Genomic DNA, 17,261 nt, shown 5'->3' on the forward strand with positions numbered 1-17,261 from the left:
GTGGGACAACGCCATCGGCCCCGGGCCGGTTCCCTCCCCACCCGTAGAATCGCCCTGTCATGCCATACCTTGACCACGCCGCGACCACGCCCATGCTGCCCGAGGCCATCGAAGCGATGACCGCGCAGCTGGGCCTCACGGGCAATGCCTCTGCCCTCCACGCGGCGGGGCGCCAGGCCAGGCGCACGGTCGAGGAAGGACGCGAGGCGCTGGCCGCCGCGCTGGGAGCACGCCCCAGCGAGGTGGTCTTCACCTCGGGCGGGACCGAGGCCGACAACCTTGCCGTCAAAGGACTCTACTGGGCGCGCCGGGACGCCGATCCACGGCGTACCCGGGTCCTGGCGAGCCCCGTCGAGCACCACGCCGTGCTGGACGCCGTCACCTGGCTCGCCGACCACGAGGGCGCCACCGTCGAGTGGCTGCCGGTCGACCGCCTCGGCCGCGTCCACCCGGAGGCGCTCGCCGAGGCCCTCGCGCGCGACCCGGACGACGTGGCGCTGGCCACGGTCATGTGGGCCAACAACGAGATCGGCACCATCCAGCCCGTCGCCGAACTCGCCGCCATCGCCGCCGAGCACGGCATCCCGCTGCACGCCGACGCCGTCCAGGCGGTCGGCCAGCTGCCCGTCGACTTCGGGGCCTCCGGGCTGGCCGCGCTCTCCGTCTCTGGCCACAAGATCGGCGGCCCGTACGGCATCGGCGCCCTGCTCCTGGGCCGCGAGTGGACGCCGACGCCCGTGCTGCACGGCGGCGGTCAGGAACGCGACGTGCGCTCCGGCACCCTCAACGTCCCGGCCGTCGCCGGCTTCGCCGCCGCGGCCACGCACGCGGCCGCCCGGCGCGCCGAGTTCGCCCGCGACATCGGAGCGCTGCGCGATGAGCTGATCCGCGCCGTCACCGCCGCCGTGCCCGACGCGGTGCTCGGCGGGGACCCCGACCCGGCCGGGCGCCTGCCCGGCAACGCCCACTTCGCCTTCCCCGGCTGTGAGGGCGACGCGCTGCTGCTGCTCCTCGACGCGCAGGGCATCGCCTGCTCCACCGGCTCCGCCTGCACCTCGGGGGTGGCCCAGCCCAGCCACGTGCTGCTGGCGACCGGCGCCGGACCCGAACTGGCCCGCGGCACTCTGCGGTTCTCCCTCGGCCGCACCAGCACCGCCGAGGACGTCGCCGCGCTCGCCGAGGCCATCGGCCCCGCCGTCGCCCGCGCCCGCGCCGCCGGTCTGAGCTGAACCGCGCGGGGCCGTACGCTGGTGCGGTGAGCACTCAGACCACCCGCCCGATGCGCGTCCTGGCCGCCATGTCCGGCGGCGTCGACTCCGCGGTCGCCGCCGCGCGTGCCGCCGAGGCGGGCCACGAGGTGACGGGCGTCCACCTCGCCCTGTCCGAGAACCCCAAGTCGTTCCGCACCGGGGCCCGCGGCTGCTGCACGATCGAGGACTCGCGTGACGCCCGCCGCGCCGCCGATGTCATCGGCATCCCGTTCTACGTGTGGGACCTCGCCGAGCGGTTCCGCGAGGAGGTCGTCGACGACTTCGTCGCCGAGTACCAGGCCGGGCGCACGCCCAACCCGTGCCTGCGGTGCAACGAGAAGATCAAGTTCGCCGCGCTGCTCGACCGTGCCCTGGCCCTCGGCTTCGACGCCGTGTGCACCGGCCACTACGCCACGATCGTGCGCCGCGAGGACGGCACCAGGGAGCTGCACCGCGCCGCCGACCGGGCCAAGGACCAGAGCTACGTCCTCGGTGTGCTCGACGAGCGGCAGCTCGCGCACGCCATGTTCCCCCTCGGCGACACCCGTTCCACCAAGGAAGAGATCCGCGCCGAGGCCGAGCGCCGGGGCCTGGCCGTGGCCCGCAAGCCCGACAGCCACGACATCTGCTTCATCGCCGACGGCGACACCCGCGGCTTCCTGGCGCGGCGGCTGGGCTCGGCCCCCGGCGACATCCTCGACGAGGACGGCCGCAAGGTCGGCACCCACGACGGCGCCCACGGCTTCACCGTCGGCCAGCGGCGCGGCCTGCGGCTCGGCCGTCCCGCACCCGACGGCAAGCCGCGCTACGTGCTGGACATCTCGCCCGCGACCAACACCGTGACCGTCGGGCCCGCCTCCTCGCTCGACGTGACCGCGCTGACCGCCATCCGCCCCCGCTGGTGCGGCCGGCCCCCGGCCGGGCCGGGCTCGTACACCGCCCAGCTGCGGGCGCACGGCGCCGAGACGCCGGTCACGGCCGAACTGGCCGGCGGCGAGCTGCGGGTACGGTTCGCCGAGCCCGTGCGCGGCGTCGCGCCCGGCCAGGCGATCGTGCTCTACGACGGCACCCGCGTCGTCGGTTCCGCCACCATCGCCACCACGACCCGGGCCGACGCCGCCGCCTGACGCCGCGCCGCGGTCACAGCACGTCGCGGCGCCGGTTGGCCAGCACCGGCACCGCGGCGCGCGCCCGGTCAGCCTCGTCCGGGTCCAGCTCCGCGACCAGCAGGCCGGGCCCGGCCCCGAGCCGGGCCCGCACCTCGCCGAGCGGCGAGACGACCATGCTGTGCCCGATGCCGGTGGGCGCGCTCGTCGCGGGCGGCTCGCCGACCGAGGCCGGATCGGCCTGCCCGCACGCCACCACCCAGCACGTGGCGTCCAGCGCCCGCGCCCGCACCAGCAGCTCCCACTGCTCGCGCTTGCCGGGGCCCGCGCCCCAGGAGGCGGGCAGCAGCACCACGCGCGCCCCGTCGTCGGCGAGCCGCCGGAACAGCTCGGGGAAGCGCACGTCGTAGCAGGTGGCGAAGCCCAGGCCGACCCCGTCCGCCTCGGCCGTCACCACCCGCGTGCCGGGCGCCACCGTGTCGGACTCGGCGAAACCGAACGCGTCGAACAGGTGCAGCTTGTCGTAGTGGGTGTCCACGCCCCGGCCGGTGATCAGCAGGGTGTTGCGCACCCGCCCGCCAGGCGCGGGCGTGAACATCCCCGCCACCAGCAGCACTCCCGTCCGCTCCGCCAGGCGCCGCACCGCCGTCGCCCACGGCCCGTCCAGCGGCTCGGCCACCGGGCCGAGCGGAATGCCGAAGCGGGCCATCGCCGCCTCGGGGAAGACCACAACCGTGGCGCCGTCCGCCGCCGCCCGCTCGGTCTGCGTGGTCAGAGCCGCCAGGTTCTCCTCCGGCGAGGTGCCGGACACCAGCTGCCCGATCGCGATCCGCATCACGCGCCTCCTCGTGAGCCGTTTACCGCCCGTGGCCTCCGCGCGCTCGCGCCGCCGGCCCCGCCCGGCGTGCCCGGCGTGGTCGCGCCGTCGTCACGGTACCCCGCCGCCGCATCCGGCGTGGATCATGGACACATGACCGCACACCTGATCACGGGAGCCGGGTCCGGCATCGGCCAGGCGCTCGCCCGGCGCCTGGCGGACCGCGGCGACGAACTGTGGCTGTGGGCCCGCGACGACGACCGCGCCCGCCAGCTCGCCGAGCGGTTCCCCGGCGCCCGGACGCTCGCCGGCGACCTCGGGCAGCCCGACCGCCTCGCCGCCGCGCTCGACGGGCAGCCGCTGCCCGACCGCCTCGACTCCCTGCTCCACGTCGCCGGAGTCGTCGAACTCGGCGCGGTCGGCGACCTCACGCCCGCCGTCTGGCAGGAGACGCTCGCCGCCAACCTCGTCGCCCCCGCCGAGCTGACCCGCCTGCTGCTGCCCCGGCTGCGCGCCGCCCGCGGCCACGTCGTCTTCGTCAACTCCGGCGCCGGGCTGGCCGCCCACCCGCGGTGGAGCGCCTACGCCGCCAGCAAGCACGGGCTGCGCGCCCTGGCCGACGCGCTGCGCGGCGAGGAACGGGAGCACGGCCTGCGGGTGACCACCGTCTACCCCGGGCGGACGGCGACCCCGATGCAGGAGAAGGTGCACCGGCAGGAGGGCAAGGACTACGACCCCTCCCGCTGGGTCACGCCCGAGGCGGTGGCCCAGACCGTGCTCACCGCGCTGGACCTGCCGCGCGGCTCGGAGATCACCGACCTGTCCGTGCGGCCCGGCGGCTGAACCGGCTTACCCTGCATGCGTGAAGATCAGCGACAGCAACCGCGAGGACCAGCCGGCCGGCCAGACCGCACCGCAGCCGGCGTTCCCCTGGGGGCCGGCCGCCGCGACCGGCGTGGGATCCCTGCCCGGCGACGATCCGCGGGAGGCGGCGCGGGTCGCCACCGGTGAGCTGCCCGCGCTGCCGTTCCTGCCGGAGCTGCCCGCCCGCGGCCCCGGCGCGGACATGACCGGCCGCACCACCGGGCTGCTCGTCGAGCTGTACGCGCGGGTGGAGCCCAGCGGCTGGCGCGTGGCGGACCGGCCGGGGCGCGACACCCGGCGGGCCTGGTCGTTCCTGCGCCACGACCTCGACGCGCTGGAGGAATTCACGCAGGGCTACGCCGGGCCGCTGAAGGTCGCCGCGGCCGGGCCGTGGACCCTGGCGGCCACGCTGGAGCGCCGCAACGGCGAGGCCATGCTCGGCGATCCGGGCGCCCGCCGCGACCTCGCCGCCTCGCTGGCCGAGGGGCTGCGCGCCCACGTCGCGGAGGTCCGGCGCCGGGTGCCGGGCGCCACGGTCGTCCTCCAGCTCGATGAGCCCTCGCTGCCGGCGGTGCTGCGCGGCCGGGTGCCGACCGCCAGCGGCTACCGCGCCCACGCGGCCGTGGACGGCGCCCTCGCCGAGGAGACGCTGCGGCAGGTCATCGCGGCGGCCGGGGACGGGCCCGTGGTGGTGCACTGCTGCGCGGCGGGCGTGCCGTTCGGGCTGCTGCGCCGCGCCGGCGCGGCCGCCGTCTCCTTCGACGCCGGGCTCCTCACCGAACGTGACGACGAGGCGATCGGTGAGGCCGTCGAGGACGGGCTCGCGCTGTTCGCCGGCGTGGTGCCCGCGACCGGCGTGACGCCGGCGGCGTTGTCAGACCCTGCCGGTACTGTCAGGGGAGTCAGGACGCTGTGGCGCAGGCTGGGGCTGTCCCCGGAGCGTCTGGCCGACACGGTGGCCATCACCCCGGCGTGCGGGCTCGCGGGCGCGTCCCCGGCGTACGCGCGGGCCGCGCTCGGTCACTGCGTCCGGGCGGCGAGATCCCTCGCGGATGACCCTGAGTGACGGATGACGGGAGACGAGACGGTGTCGGAGCAGGTGCCCGCCGAGGCGCGGGAGAGGCACAGGCGGCTGGCCGAGCAGGTCGAGGAGCACCGCTTCCGCTACTACGTCAAGACCGCGGTCATCAGCGACGCCGAGTTCGACGAGATGTTCCGCGAGCTGCAGCGGCTGGAGGAGGAGTACCCCTCGCTGCGCACCGCCGACTCCCCGACGCAGAAGGTCGCCGGCTCCTACGAGACGGAGTTCACCGCCGTCGAGCACCGCGAGCGGATGCTGTCGCTGGACAATGCCTTCGATGACGAAGGGCTCCAGGCGTGGGCGGACCGCATCGCCGAGGAGCTGAGCGGCATCCCGTACCACTTCCTGTGCGAGCTGAAGGTGGACGGCCTGGCGGTCAACCTCACCTACGAGCACGGCAGACTGACCCGCGCCGCCACCCGCGGCGACGGCCGCACCGGCGAGGACATCACGCCGAACGTCCGCACCATCGAGGAGATCCCGCACCGCCTGCGCGGCCCGCGGGTGCCGGAGCTGGTGGAGATCCGCGGCGAGGTCTTCTTCCCCATGGACCGCTTCGAGGAGCTGAACGCCCGGCTCGTCGAGGCCGGGGAGCGCCCCTTCGCCAATCCGCGGAACGCGGCGGCCGGCTCGCTGCGGCAGAAGGACCCGAAGGTCACCGCCTCGCGGCCGCTGCAGATGGTGGTCCACGGCATCGGTGCCCTGCGCGGCCTGCGCCTGGAGCGGCTGTCGGAGGCGTACGCCCTGCTCGCCGAGTGGGGCCTGCCCACCGCCCGGGCCAGCAAGGTCACCGACTCGCTCGACGGCGTCCGGGAGTTCATCGCCTACTACGGCCAGCACCGGCACGCGGTGGAGCACGAGATCGACGGCGTGGTCGTCAAGCTGGACGAGATCCCGCTCCAGGGGCGCCTGGGCAGCACCTCGCGCGCGCCGCGCTGGGCCATCGCGTGGAAGTTCCCGCCGGAGGAGGTCAACACCAAGCTCGTCGACATCCGGGTGGGCGTCGGCCGCACCGGCCGCGTCACGCCGTACGCGGTGGTCGAGCCCGTGACGGTGGCCGGCTCGGAGGTCGAGTTCGCCACGCTGCACAACCAGGAGGTCGTCAAGGCCAAGGGCGTCCTCATCGGCGACACCGTCGCCCTGCGCAAAGCGGGCGACGTCATCCCCGAGATCCTCGGCCCCGTCGCTGACCTGCGGGACGGCAGCGAGCGGGAGTTCGTGATGCCGTCCGAGTGCCCCGAGTGCGGCACGCCGCTGCGGCCGATGAAGGAAGGCGACGTCGACCTGCGCTGCCCCAACGCCCGCTCCTGCCCCGCCCAGCTGCGCGAGCGCATCTACTACCTGGCGAGCCGCAAGTGCCTGGACATCGACCACTTCGGGTACGTGGCCGCCGCCGCGCTGACGCAGCCGGTGGAGCCGGAGGAGCCGCCGCTGAAGGACGAGGGCGGCCTGTTCGACCTCACCGTCGAGCAGCTGCTGCCCATCAAGTCCTACGTGCTGGACCAGGACACTGGCCTGCCCAAGCGCGACCCCGAGACGGGCCAGCCGAAGATCGTCACTTTCTTCGCCAACCAGCAGGGCGAGCCGAAGAAGAACACGCTGGCCATGCTGGAGAGCATCCGCGCCGCGCGGCAGCGCCCGCTCGCGCGCATCCTGACCGGCCTGTCCATCCGGCACGTCGGGCCGGTCGCGGCCGAGGCGCTGGCGCAGGAGTTCCGGTCGCTGGACCGCATCGCCGAGGCCAGTGAGGAAGAGCTCGCGGCGACGGAGGGCGTCGGGCCGACGATCGCCGCCTCGCTGAAGGAATGGTTCGCCGTCGACTGGCACCGGGAGATCGTCGAGCGGTGGCGCGCCGCCGGGGTCCGGCTCGCCGAGGAGGACGGCGAGGAGAGCGGCCCGCGCCCCCTGGCGGGCCTGACCGTCGTCGTCACCGGCACCCTCAGCGGCTACACCCGGGACGGTGCCAAAGAGGAGCTCCAGCGGCGCGGCGCCAAGGTGACCGGGTCCGTGTCGAAGAAGACCAGCTTCGTGGTGGTGGGGGAGAGCCCCGGCTCCAAGTACGACAAGGCCCTGGCGCTGAAGGTCCCCGTGCTGGACGAGGAGGGCTTCGGCGTGCTGCTCAGCCAGGGGCCCGACGCCGCGCGCGAGCGCGCCCTCGCTCCGGCGGCGCCCGGGAAGGCCGCCGGGGCCGGCGGGGATTCCGGCGCCTGACGGAAGCGGGTGCGGGCGGCGGCATATGCCGCGGGTACGGGCCGGGCTGACACAGTTTCGGCAAACCGCGGGCTTTCCGGCACCTGGCGGCGCCGAGCGTCCTAGTGTGGGTGCTGTGCCTGCGCCAGGTGCGGGCGACGATGCCGTGAGAGGGACCTTCGGATGCAGCCAGCCCGCCAGGTGAGACTCGTCGCGCTCCCCGACCGCGCCTGGCAGTCCCGGGTCCTGCGCGCCGCCGTACTGGGCGGCGCCGCCACCGCCCTCCTCATCGGCGTGCTGCGCGTCCTCAGCAACGGGCACGCACTGTTCCCGCACGGCAGGACCGGCTGGGGCTTCGCCGTCCTCACCGGCCTCATCGTGACCCACCTGGTCGCCATCGGCCGGGGCCGCTGGTGGGGCGGCAGCGGCTCCGGCGCCGCGCTGGCCCTGGCCATGATGCTGCTCTACGGCTGGGTCCCGGCCGCGCTGGTCAGCCTGACCACGGTTGTTCTTGTCAGCGTCTTCCGCCGCGACCGCTTCCAGCATGCCGTCCTCCACGGCGCCATCGACATGCTCAGCATCGGGGCCGCCGCCCTGACGCTGCTGCTGTGGGGCCAGCGGCCCAGCGTCGAGCACCCCTGGGACCCGGGCGACTGGCAGGCCGCCACCCTCCCCCAGCTGCTGCTGGGCGCCGGCGCCTACCTCCTGGTCTCGCGCGGCCTGCTGTGGCTGTGCACCGCGCCCCCCGGTGGCCTGCCCGCCCGCGCCGTGTCCGGCCTGCTCCGCCAGTGCCTCGTCGCCATCGCGCTGCTGTGCATCGCGCCGCTCATCGTCGTCGTCGCCGCCCATACGCCCGAGACCCTGCCGCTGTTCGCGGTGCCGCTCATCTCCCTCGACTACACGCTGTGGATGGCCCGGGCCCGTGCCGAGGAACAGCTGCGCGACCCGCTGACCCGGCTGCCCAACCGCCAGTGGCTGCTGGCCCGCACCCGCGCCGCTCTCACCGCCGCCGAACGCGACGGCACCCGCAGCGCGCTCATCCTCATCGACCTCGACAGCTTCCGGTCCGTCAACGACACCCTCGGCCACCTCACCGGCGACGAACTGCTCCTTAAGATCTCCGAACGCGTCCAGCGCGAGATCGGCGCTTCGCTCCCCGCCGAGGCACGCGCCGCCCGCCTCGGCGGCGACGAGTTCGCCGTGCTGCTGCCCCGTGTCGACTCCGCGACCAGCGCGCAGCGGGCCGCCCGGGCGATCGTCGCCTCCCTCGGCGCCCCGCTCGACCTCGACGGCCTCAGCCTCGTCGTCGAGGCCAGCGCGGGCGTGGCCGTCTTCCCCGAACACGCCCCGGAGGCCGAGGGCCTGCTGCGCCGCGCCGACGTCGCCATGTACGCCGCGAAGCGGGACCGCAGCGGCGTCGAGGTGTACGAGCCCAGCCGGGACGGCAACACCCCCGACCGCCTCGCCCTCCTCGGCGACCTGCGCCTGGCGCTCGACACCGGCCAGGTCCAGCTGCACTACCAGCCCAAGGTCCGCTTCGACGGCACCGTCGCCGGGCTCGAGGCGCTGCTGCGCTGGGAACACCCCGAGCGGGGCCGCGTTCCGCCGGACGAGTTCATCTCCATCGCCGAGACCTCCGGCCTGATGCCGCGTCTGACCGAGTACGTCCTGGACGTCGCGCTGCGGCAGGTCGCCCAGTGGCGCGCCGAGGGCCTGACCGTGCCGGTGGCCGTCAACGTCTCGCCGCGCGACGTGTTCACCCCCGGCTTCGCCGGCACCGTCGCGGCCCGTCTCGCCCGCCACGGCGTGCCGCCGGCCGCGCTCCAGCTGGAGATCACCGAGCGCGTCATGCTCCAGGACCCCGGCCAGGCCGCCGACGCCCTGGCCGGCCTCATCAGCCACGGCGTGCGGATGTCGCTGGACGACTTCGGCACCGGCTACTCCTCCCTGGTGCACCTGCGGAACCTGCCGGTCAGCGAGCTGAAGATCGACCGTTCCTTCGTGGCCCGGCTTCCCGTGGACGGCGAGGACGCCGAGATCGTGCGCTGCACCGTCGAACTGGCTCACTCCCTGGGGCTGGTCGTCGTCGCCGAGGGCGTCGAGGACGACGCGACCTGGGAGCGGCTGCGCGACCTCGGCTGCGACGCCGTCCAGGGCTGGCTGGTCGCCGCCGCGATGCCGCCGGCGGAGACCACCGCCTGGCTGCGCACCCGCGCCAGCGGTGCCCCGTCCGGGCCCGCTGCGGCGGGCGGGACGCCGGACGCCGGCGACGTCTCCGGTGACACCCCCAGCGATGTTCCTGGTGAGATTCCTGGTGAGGTTCCCGGTGACGTCCCCGCCGGCGCCTGAGCCGGGCCGCACGGGCGCGCCGCCGCCGCGCGGCACCCTAGGATGGCTCCGTACTCAAGTAGCCACCTGCGCACGGGCCCCGCCTTCCCGGTACGGGCCCTGCGAGCCGACGAGCAAGAGGATCGCCGCATGCCAGGCATCACGCGCGAGGAGGTCTCCCACCTCGCTCGGCTGGCGCGTCTGGACCTGACCGACGAAGAACTCGATCACTTCGCCGGTCAGCTCGGCGACATCATCGGCGCGGTCGCCCGCGTCTCCGATGCCGCCACCGAAGACGTGCCGCCGACCTCCCACCCGCTGCCGTTGACCAACGTCATGCGCCCGGACGAGGTCCGGCCGAGCCTGACCCCGGAGCAGGCGCTCTCCGGCGCCCCCGCACAGGAGCAGCAGCGTTTCAAGGTGCCGCGCATCCTGGGGGAGGAGTGACCGCGATGACAGGCACGGCAGATCTCACCCGCCGCACCGCCGCCGAACTGGCCGGGCTGATCGCCGACGGCAGCGTCAGCGCCGTCGAGGTCACCGAGGCGCACCTGGCCCGCATCGAGGCCGTCGACGAGAAGGTCCGCGCCTTCCTGCACGTGGACCGCGAGGGCGCGCTCGCCCAGGCCCGCCGCGTCGACGAGGCGCGGGCACGCGGCGAGAAGACCGGCCCGCTGGCCGGCGTCCCGCTGGCGCTGAAGGACATCTTCACCACCGAGGGCATCCCCACCACCTGTGGCTCGAAAATCCTGGAGGGCTGGATCCCGCCCTACGACGCCACGGTGACGCGGCGGCTGAAGGAGGCCGGGGTCGTCATCCTCGGCAAGACCAACATGGACGAGTTCGCCATGGGGTCGTCTACCGAGAACAGCGCCTTCGGCCCCACCGCCAACCCCTGGGACCTCACCCGCGTCCCCGGCGGCTCCGGCGGCGGCTCCTCCGCCTCGCTCGCCTCGTTCCAGGCCCCGCTGGCCATCGGCACCGACACGGGCGGCTCGATCCGGCAGCCCGCCGCCGTCACCGGCACCGTCGGCGTCAAGCCCACCTACGGCGGCGTGTCCCGCTACGGGATGATCGCGTTCTCCTCCTCGCTCGACCAGGGCGGCCCCTGCGCGCGCACCGTGCTGGACGCCGCGCTGCTGCACGAGGTGATCGCCGGGCACGACCCGCTGGACTCCACCTCCATCGACGCCCCCGTGCCGCCCGTGGTCGAGGCCGCGCGCAACGGCTCGGTCGAGGGCCTGCGGGTCGGCGTCATCAAGGAGTTCCGCGGCGAGCACTACCAGGCGGGCGTCATGAACCGCTTCGACGACTCGGTCGCCCTGCTGCGCGAACTCGGCGCCGAGGTCGTCGAGCTGTCCTGCCCGTCGTTCGACGCGGCACTGGCGGCCTACTACCTGATCGCGCCTTCTGAGTGCTCCTCCAACCTGGCGCGGTTCGACGCCATGCGGTACGGGCTGCGCACCGGTGACGACGGCTCCCGCTCGGCCGAGGAAGTCACCTCCCTCACCCGCGGCGCGGGCTTCGGCGCGGAGGTCAAACGCCGCGTCATGCTGGGCACCTACGCCCTGTCGTCGGGCTACTACGACGCCTACTACGGCAGCGCGCAGAAGGTCCGCACGCTCATCGCCCGCGACTTCGAGCGCGCCTTCGCGGACGTGGACGTCATCGTCTCCCCGACGACCCCGACCACCGCCTTCCCGCTGGGCGAGCGCGTGGACGACCCGGTCGCCATGTACTACGCCGACCTGTGCACCATCCCGGTGAACCTGGCCGGCATCGCCGCGATGTCCCTGCCGTGCGGCCTGGCCGACGAGGACGGTCTGCCGGTCGGCCTCCAGATCGTCGCCCCGGCGATGGCAGATGACCGGCTCTACCGCGTGGGAGCGGCCGTCGAGGCGGCGTTCCAGGCACGCTGGGGGCATCCGCTGCTGGAGGAGGCGCCCGCGCTGTGAGCAAGAAGACCAAGCCCAAGTCCAAGGCCAGCCTGTACCTGTCCATCGGCACGACGCTCATCGGCACGGTGGGCGTGGCCCGGCGGCTGAAGGAAGCGCGCGCCGAGCAGGACACCCTGCGGCTCGCCGACGCCGTCATCTCCGCCGCCTCCATCGCCACCAGCCTCGCCCTGCTGGTGCGGGAGCTGCGCCGGCTGACGCAGGACGGCTCCGACGTGACCATCGACGACGTCCGCGACTGACGCGGCTGAGAGGTACCCCGTGACCGTCACCGACCTGGTGCCGTTCGACGACGCGCTGGCGTCCTACGACCCCGTCATGGGCCTGGAGGTCCACGTCGAACTCGGTACCAAGACCAAGATGTTCTGCGGCTGCTCCACCGCGCTGGGGGCGCCGCCGAACTCCCAGACCTGCCCCACCTGCCTCGGCCTGCCGGGCGCGCTGCCCGTCGTCAACGCCGCGGCCGTGGAGTCGGCCGTGCGCATCGGCCTGGCCCTCAACTGCCAGATCGCCGAGTGGTGCAGGTTCGCCCGGAAGAACTACTTCTATCCGGACATGCCGAAGAACTTCCAGACCTCGCAGTACGACGAGCCGCTGGCGTTCGACGGCTACCTCGACGTGCAGCTGGAGGACGGCGAGGTCTTCCGCATCGGCATCGAGCGTGCCCACATGGAGGAGGACACCGGCAAGTCGACGCACGTCGGCGGCGCGGCCGGCCGCATCCACGGCGCCTCGCACTCCCTGCTCGACTACAACCGGGCGGGCATCCCGCTGATCGAGATCGTCACCAAGCCGATCACGGGCGCGGGCGCGCGCGCCCCCGAGGTGGCCCGCGCCTACGTGGCGGAGCTGCGCGAGGTGATCCGTGGCCTGGGCGTCTCCGAGGCCCGCATGGAGCGGGGGCAGCTGCGCTGCGACGTCAACCTCAGCCTCCGCCCCCAGGGCACCGAGGCGTTCGGCACCCGCAGCGAGACCAAGAACGTCAACTCGCTGCGCAGCGTTGAGCGCGCAGTCCGCTACGAGATCCAGCGCCACGCCGCCGTGCTCGGCTCCGGCGGCACCGTCGTGCAGGAGACCCGGCACTTCCACGAGGACAACGGCACCACCACCTCGGGCCGCACCAAGGAGGAGGCCGAGGACTACCGCTACTTCCCCGAGCCCGACCTGGTGCCGGTGGCGCCCGAGCGGGAGTGGGTGGAGCAGCTGCGGGCCAGCTTGCCGGAGCAGCCGCTGGCCCGGCGCAACCGGCTGCGCGAGGAGTGGGGCATCTCCGGCCACGAGATGCAGTCCGTCCTCAACGCCGGGGCCCTCGACCCGATCGTCGCCACTATCGAGGCGGGCGCCGATCCGGCGGCGGCCCGCAAGTGGTGGATGGGCGAACTCGCCCGCCGGGCCAACGAGCAGGGCATCGAGCTGACCGAGCTGCCCATCACGCCCGCGCAGGTGGCGCGCGTCGCCGCGCTGGTCGCTGAGGGCGCGCTCAACGACAAGCTGGCGCGCCAGACCATCGAGGGCGTCCTCGCGGGCGAGGGCGAGCCCGACGAGGTCGTCGAGAAGCGCGGGCTGCGCATCGTCTCGGATGAGGGCGCGCTCGGCAAGGCCGTCGACGAGGCCATCGCCGCGAACCCGGAGATCGCCGACAAGGTGCGCGGCGGCAAGGTCGCTGCCGCGGGCGCGCTCGTCGGCGCGGTCATGAAGGCCACCCGGGGCCAGGCCGACGCGGCCCGCGCCCGGGAGCTGATCCTGGAGCGGCTCGGCGCCGGCTGAGGCACCCGGCGCGTTCCTCACAGGTCCCCTTGGCCCGCCGCGCGGCGGGCCAAGGGGACCGCGTCGTTGTGCGTCGTTCAGTGTTGTTGAGCGTCGTCGCGCCGTGGGGCCGTTGCGCGTCCCGCCCGCGCACCGGGTGCGGGGGCGGCGGGTCACTGACGCCGCCCGCGAGCGGCACCAGACCGGCCGGAACCCGCCGGCCCACCGCCTCAGGCCGGCGCTTCCGGGGCCCGCTCAGGGCCGAGCACGACCACGACGCGGCCGGAGTCCAGGTCCACGGGCAGCGTGCCCGTGGCGCCCTGGCCCTCGTCCGCCCGGTCGTACTCCTGGCGCCGCTGCTCCTGGTGGGAATGGCGGGCGGAGGGATGGAACAGCGCCTCCATGAGGCTGAACGGACCGAGCACGGCTGCCTCGCCTTCCTCCCCCGTTCTCCTCGTCCCTAACGACCAGCGACCGCCCCGCGTTCCCGCCCGGGCCTTACGGACCCGCGCCGGCCGCCCTAGCCGGACGGCGCGCGGGCGCGGCCGCCGCTGCCCTCTGCGTCCCCCTGGCCGGCGGGAGATGCGGCAGGCGTCCGATGCGGCTCCCCTGCCTTGGTCACGAGCCTGGAACCGGCAGCGAGGCGAGTGACGACGACCATCTCCACAGGGAGCGGCGATGAGTTTCTACGCGGACCAGGCGGCGGTGCGGGAACGGGTCGGCGAGCTGCTGCGGGCCGCCGAGAACGAGCGGCTGGCGCGGCGGGCCCGTGCGGCCCGCCGGGAGCGGGGACGGGACACCGGCGCGGGGGATGCCGCCCCCGCCGGGCGGCCGCGCCGGGGGACGGACAGCTGAGGAAAACCAAGGGTCACGTGTCAGTGGCGTGTGCCATGCTGCGGGACATGCAGGTGCGAGCGGCGAGCCCGGTATTCGTCGGGCGCGGTCCCCAGCGGGCCGTGCTCGCCGGAACGCTTCGCGGCGCCGACGAGGGCCGGCTGGGGGCGGTCCTGGTCGGCGGCGAGGCGGGCGTGGGAAAGACCAGGCTGCTGGAGGAGTTCCTCGCACAGGCGCAGCAGAGCGGGGCGTTGACCGCGCTCGGCTCCTGCGTGGAGGCGGGCGCGGACGGCCTGCCGTTCGCGCCCGTGGCGACCGTACTGCGGGCGCTGCACCGCCAGCTCGGGGACGAAGTCACCCGCGCCGCGGCTGGCTTCGGCTCCGAGCTGGCGCGGCTGCTGCCCGAGCTGGGCGCCGGCGCGCCCCGGCAGGCGCACGACGAGGAGGCCCGCGGCCGGCTGCTGGAGATGACGGCCCGGCTGTTCGAGGCGCTCGCCGCGGAGCGGACGGTGGTCGTCGCCGTCGAGGACCTGCACTGGTCCGACCGCTCCACGCGCGAGCTGCTGGGGTACCCGGTGTGCACCGTGCGCCACTGCCGTCTGCTGCTGGTCGTCACCTACCGCTCGGACGACATCCACCGGCGCCATCCGCTGCGGCCGTTCCTGGCCGAGGCGGACCGGCTGAGCGCTGTGCGGCGGCTGGAGCTGCCCCGGTTCACGCGCGAGGAGGTGCGCGACCAGCTCGCCGGGATACTCGGCGCCGACCCGGCCCCCGGCCTGGTCGACCAGATCTACCGCCGCTCCGACGGCAACGCCTTCTTCGTCGAGGAGCTGGCCAGCGCGGCGGACGGCGGCACCCCCGGCGCCATCAGCGACTCCGTCAGGGACCTGCTGCTGCTGCGGGTCGAGGCCCTGCCGCAGCAGGCGCAGCGGGTGGTCCGGTGCGCCGCCGAGGGCGGCTCCCGCGTGGAGCACGGCCTGCTGCGCGCGGTTACCGGCCTGTCCGACGACGAGCTGCTCGGCGCCCTGCGCGCCGCCGTCGCCGCCCGCGTCCTCCTCGCCGCCGACGACGGCTGCTACCGCTTCCGCCACTCCCTGGTGCGCGAGGCGGTGGACGACGATCTGCTGCCGGGCGAACGCACCCGGCTCAGCCGGCGGTACGCCGAGGCGCTCCAGCACGACCCGCGGCTGGTCCCGGCCGAGGAGCTCTCCGCCCGCCTGTCCAGCTACTGGTACCACGCGCGCGACGCCTCCCGGGCGCTGCCCGCCGTACTGGGCGCCGCCGCCGACGCCCGCAGCCGCCACGGCTACGCCGAGCAGCTGCACCTGCTGCAGCGGGCGCTCGAGCTGTGGGACGAGGCACCGCCGGAGGTCATCGCCGGGCTGCGCCCCGGTCAGGACGCCGAGTCCTATCCGCTGTGCGACTGCGACGACGCCCGGCTGCGCTGCCTCGACGTGCTGGCCGAGATGACGCTCGCCGCGAAGCTGGCGGGCGAGCCCGAGCGCGGCCTGTCGGTGGTCAACCGCGCCCTGCGCTCCCTCCAGGACATGGGCCACCCGGTGCGCGCCGCGTGGTTCTGGGTCCAGAAGTCCCGCCTGGTGCGGCACCTCGCCCGGGGCAACGGCTGGCAGGAGCTGGCCCGGGCCCAGGAGCTGCTGAGCGGCTTTCCCGACTCCCCGGTCCACGCCCGGGTGCTGACCGAGGCCGCGGGCTGGGGCTGCGTCTTCGCCCCCGGCCCCGGCAGCCTGGCCACGGCGGAGCGGGCGGTGAAGCTGGCGCAGGCGATGGACGACCTGGACTCCGAGCTCCAGGCCCGCGTCAGCCTCGCCGGACTGCTCGCGGACACCGGGCACGGCGACGCGGCAGCGGCCGGGCTGCGGCGGGTCGCCGAGCGGGCCGCGGCCGAGGAGATGGCGGGCGCCATCGCCCGCAGCCACGTGAGCTGGCCGTGCGTGCTGGAAGCGATAGGCCGCTCCGAGGAGGCCCTCGCCGCCGCCGGGAGGGCCTGCGGACCGCCCACCGCTTCGGGCTGCGCGACGCGTGCTCCTTCATCCACGGCAACCACGGCGAGTCGCTGTTCGCGGTGGGGCGGTGGGACGAGGCGGAAGAGGCCTGGCGACACGCCCGGCTCCTCGCCCAGACCCCCGTCTCCCGGGCCCTGGCCGCCGAGTTCCTGGCGCGGCTCGCGCTCGCCCGGGGCGACGTGCCCCGCGCGGCGGCGGACATCACCGTTATGCGCGAGGAGTACCGCGAGTACGGCGACGCCGTGCAGTACTCCCACACTGCCGCCCACTGCCAACTGGCCTACGCGGTCCTGACGGGCCGTTACCTCGACGCCCGGGACGTCTTCGCGAGGACAGCCGCCAAGAACCTGCCGCCGGGCAGCGGCCGCTACTCCTGGCCGCTGGCCTACGCGGCCGCCGCCGCGGAGTCGGCGTCGCGCGGCCTGCCGGCCGCCGGGCCCGGCCGGGACGAGGCGCTGCGCCGGATCCGGGACTTCGCGGACGGCCTGCCGCGCTGGTACCCGCCGTGGCGGGGGTACGGCGTGATGGTGGACGCCGAGCTGCGCCGCGCCGCCGGCGAGGACACCCCCGGGGACTGGCAGGACGCGGCCGAGGCGTTCGCCGGGGTGTGCCGCCCGGCGGAGCTGGCCCGGGTCCGCCTCCGCTGGGCCGAGACGCTGCTGGCCGCGGGCGAACGGGACGACGCGCGGCGGCTGCTGGCCCAGGCCCGGGAGACGGCCGGCCGGCTGGGCGCGCGCCCGCTGGCCGGGGAGGCCGAGCGCCTGGCGCGCCGCGCCCGGCTCGTGCTCGGTGACCGGGCCGCGCCCGCGGCCCGGGAGCGGTCGGGCACCCCGGCCGGCTGCCTGACCCGGCGGGAGCGTGAGGTGCTGGCGCTGGTGGCGGCGGGGCGGAGCAACCGGGAGATCGCGCGGGAGCTGTTCATCGCGCCGAAGACGGCCAGCGTGCACGTGTCGAACATCCTGGCCAAGCTGGAGGTCTCCGGCCGCGGTGAGGCCGCCGCGCTGGCCCAGCGCCTCGGTCTCGCCGGCCCGGAACAGCCCTGAGCGGGTCCCCTGAGGAAAACCCC

The 17,261-nt window shown here is 75.0% G+C and carries 13 protein-coding genes and 1 pseudogene; 12 read left to right on the forward strand and 2 right to left on the reverse strand.

Features of this window, described 5'->3' with window-relative positions:
• The first annotated feature begins 59 nt into the window (after window positions 1-59).
• Both JK356_RS01850 and mnmA read left to right on the forward strand, forming a co-directional pair.
• Window positions 60-1,229, forward strand: coding sequence for a cysteine desulfurase family protein (locus JK356_RS01850; RefSeq protein ID WP_201865663.1), 1,170 nt, complete (start codon window positions 60-62; stop codon window positions 1,227-1,229).
• A 50-nt stretch (window positions 1,230-1,279) separates the two neighbouring features.
• On the forward strand, window positions 1,280-2,377 hold the full coding sequence (gene mnmA / locus JK356_RS01855) for a tRNA 2-thiouridine(34) synthase MnmA (RefSeq protein WP_201865730.1): 1,098 nt from the start codon (window positions 1,280-1,282) through the stop codon (window positions 2,375-2,377).
• A 13-nt stretch (window positions 2,378-2,390) separates the two neighbouring features.
• On the opposite strand, the gene JK356_RS01860 is transcribed toward mnmA, so the two are convergent.
• Window positions 2,391-3,191: a carbon-nitrogen hydrolase family protein gene (locus JK356_RS01860; RefSeq protein WP_201865664.1), complete on the reverse strand. Its 801-nt coding sequence runs from the start codon at window positions 3,189-3,191 to the stop codon at window positions 2,391-2,393.
• 135 nt (window positions 3,192-3,326) lie between these two features.
• Between JK356_RS01860 and JK356_RS01865 the strand changes: the two genes are divergently transcribed.
• From JK356_RS01865 to gatB, 8 genes are all read left to right on the forward strand, one after another.
• The gene (locus JK356_RS01865; RefSeq protein WP_201865665.1) at window positions 3,327-4,016 is read left to right on the forward strand and encodes an SDR family oxidoreductase; all 690 of its coding nucleotides are present in this window, start codon (window positions 3,327-3,329) and stop codon (window positions 4,014-4,016) included.
• Window positions 4,017-4,128: 112 nt separating this feature from the next.
• Window positions 4,129-5,103 (forward strand): methionine synthase, encoded by a 975-nt coding sequence (locus JK356_RS01870; RefSeq protein ID WP_307815363.1) that lies wholly within the window; start codon window positions 4,129-4,131, stop codon window positions 5,101-5,103.
• 3 nt (window positions 5,104-5,106) lie between these two features.
• Window positions 5,107-7,329: an NAD-dependent DNA ligase LigA gene (gene ligA / locus JK356_RS01875; RefSeq protein WP_201865666.1), complete on the forward strand. Its 2,223-nt coding sequence runs from the start codon at window positions 5,107-5,109 to the stop codon at window positions 7,327-7,329.
• A 162-nt stretch (window positions 7,330-7,491) separates the two neighbouring features.
• Window positions 7,492-9,657 carry a bifunctional diguanylate cyclase/phosphodiesterase gene (locus JK356_RS01880; protein ID WP_201865667.1) on the forward strand — a complete coding sequence of 722 codons (2,166 nt, stop codon included), beginning with the start codon at window positions 7,492-7,494 and terminating at the stop codon, window positions 9,655-9,657.
• Window positions 9,658-9,786: 129 nt separating this feature from the next.
• A complete protein-coding gene (gatC, locus tag JK356_RS01885) occupies window positions 9,787-10,083 on the forward strand; it encodes an Asp-tRNA(Asn)/Glu-tRNA(Gln) amidotransferase subunit GatC (RefSeq protein ID WP_201865668.1) in 297 nt (98 codons plus the stop codon).
• A 5-nt stretch (window positions 10,084-10,088) separates the two neighbouring features.
• The gene (gatA, locus tag JK356_RS01890; protein ID WP_201865669.1) at window positions 10,089-11,591 is read left to right on the forward strand and encodes an Asp-tRNA(Asn)/Glu-tRNA(Gln) amidotransferase subunit GatA; all 1,503 of its coding nucleotides are present in this window, start codon (window positions 10,089-10,091) and stop codon (window positions 11,589-11,591) included.
• Window positions 11,588-11,833, forward strand: a complete 246-nt coding sequence (locus tag JK356_RS01895; protein ID WP_307815357.1) for a hypothetical protein — start codon at window positions 11,588-11,590, stop codon at window positions 11,831-11,833. The genes gatA and JK356_RS01895 overlap by 4 nt, the downstream gene beginning before the upstream one ends.
• A gap of 19 nt (window positions 11,834-11,852) precedes the next feature.
• Window positions 11,853-13,358, forward strand: coding sequence for an Asp-tRNA(Asn)/Glu-tRNA(Gln) amidotransferase subunit GatB (gatB, locus tag JK356_RS01900; RefSeq protein WP_201865670.1), 1,506 nt, complete (start codon window positions 11,853-11,855; stop codon window positions 13,356-13,358).
• A gap of 209 nt (window positions 13,359-13,567) precedes the next feature.
• On the opposite strand, the gene JK356_RS01905 is transcribed toward gatB, so the two are convergent.
• Window positions 13,568-13,762, reverse strand: a complete 195-nt coding sequence (locus JK356_RS01905; RefSeq protein WP_201865736.1) for a DUF6191 domain-containing protein — start codon at window positions 13,760-13,762, stop codon at window positions 13,568-13,570.
• 253 nt (window positions 13,763-14,015) lie between these two features.
• Between JK356_RS01905 and JK356_RS01910 the strand changes: the two genes are divergently transcribed.
• Both JK356_RS01910 and JK356_RS01915 read left to right on the forward strand, forming a co-directional pair.
• Complete coding sequence (locus tag JK356_RS01910; RefSeq protein ID WP_201865671.1) at window positions 14,016-14,192, forward strand: hypothetical protein; 177 nt, start codon at window positions 14,016-14,018, stop codon at window positions 14,190-14,192.
• 35 nt (window positions 14,193-14,227) lie between these two features.
• A pseudogene (locus tag JK356_RS01915) lies at window positions 14,228-17,238 on the forward strand (AAA family ATPase).
• Window positions 17,239-17,261: the final 23 nt, after the last annotated feature.

Origin of the sequence: Streptomyces sp. 7-21 (assembly GCF_016741785.1) — a bacterium.
Taxonomy (GTDB): Bacteria; Actinomycetota; Actinomycetes; order Streptomycetales; family Streptomycetaceae; genus Streptomyces.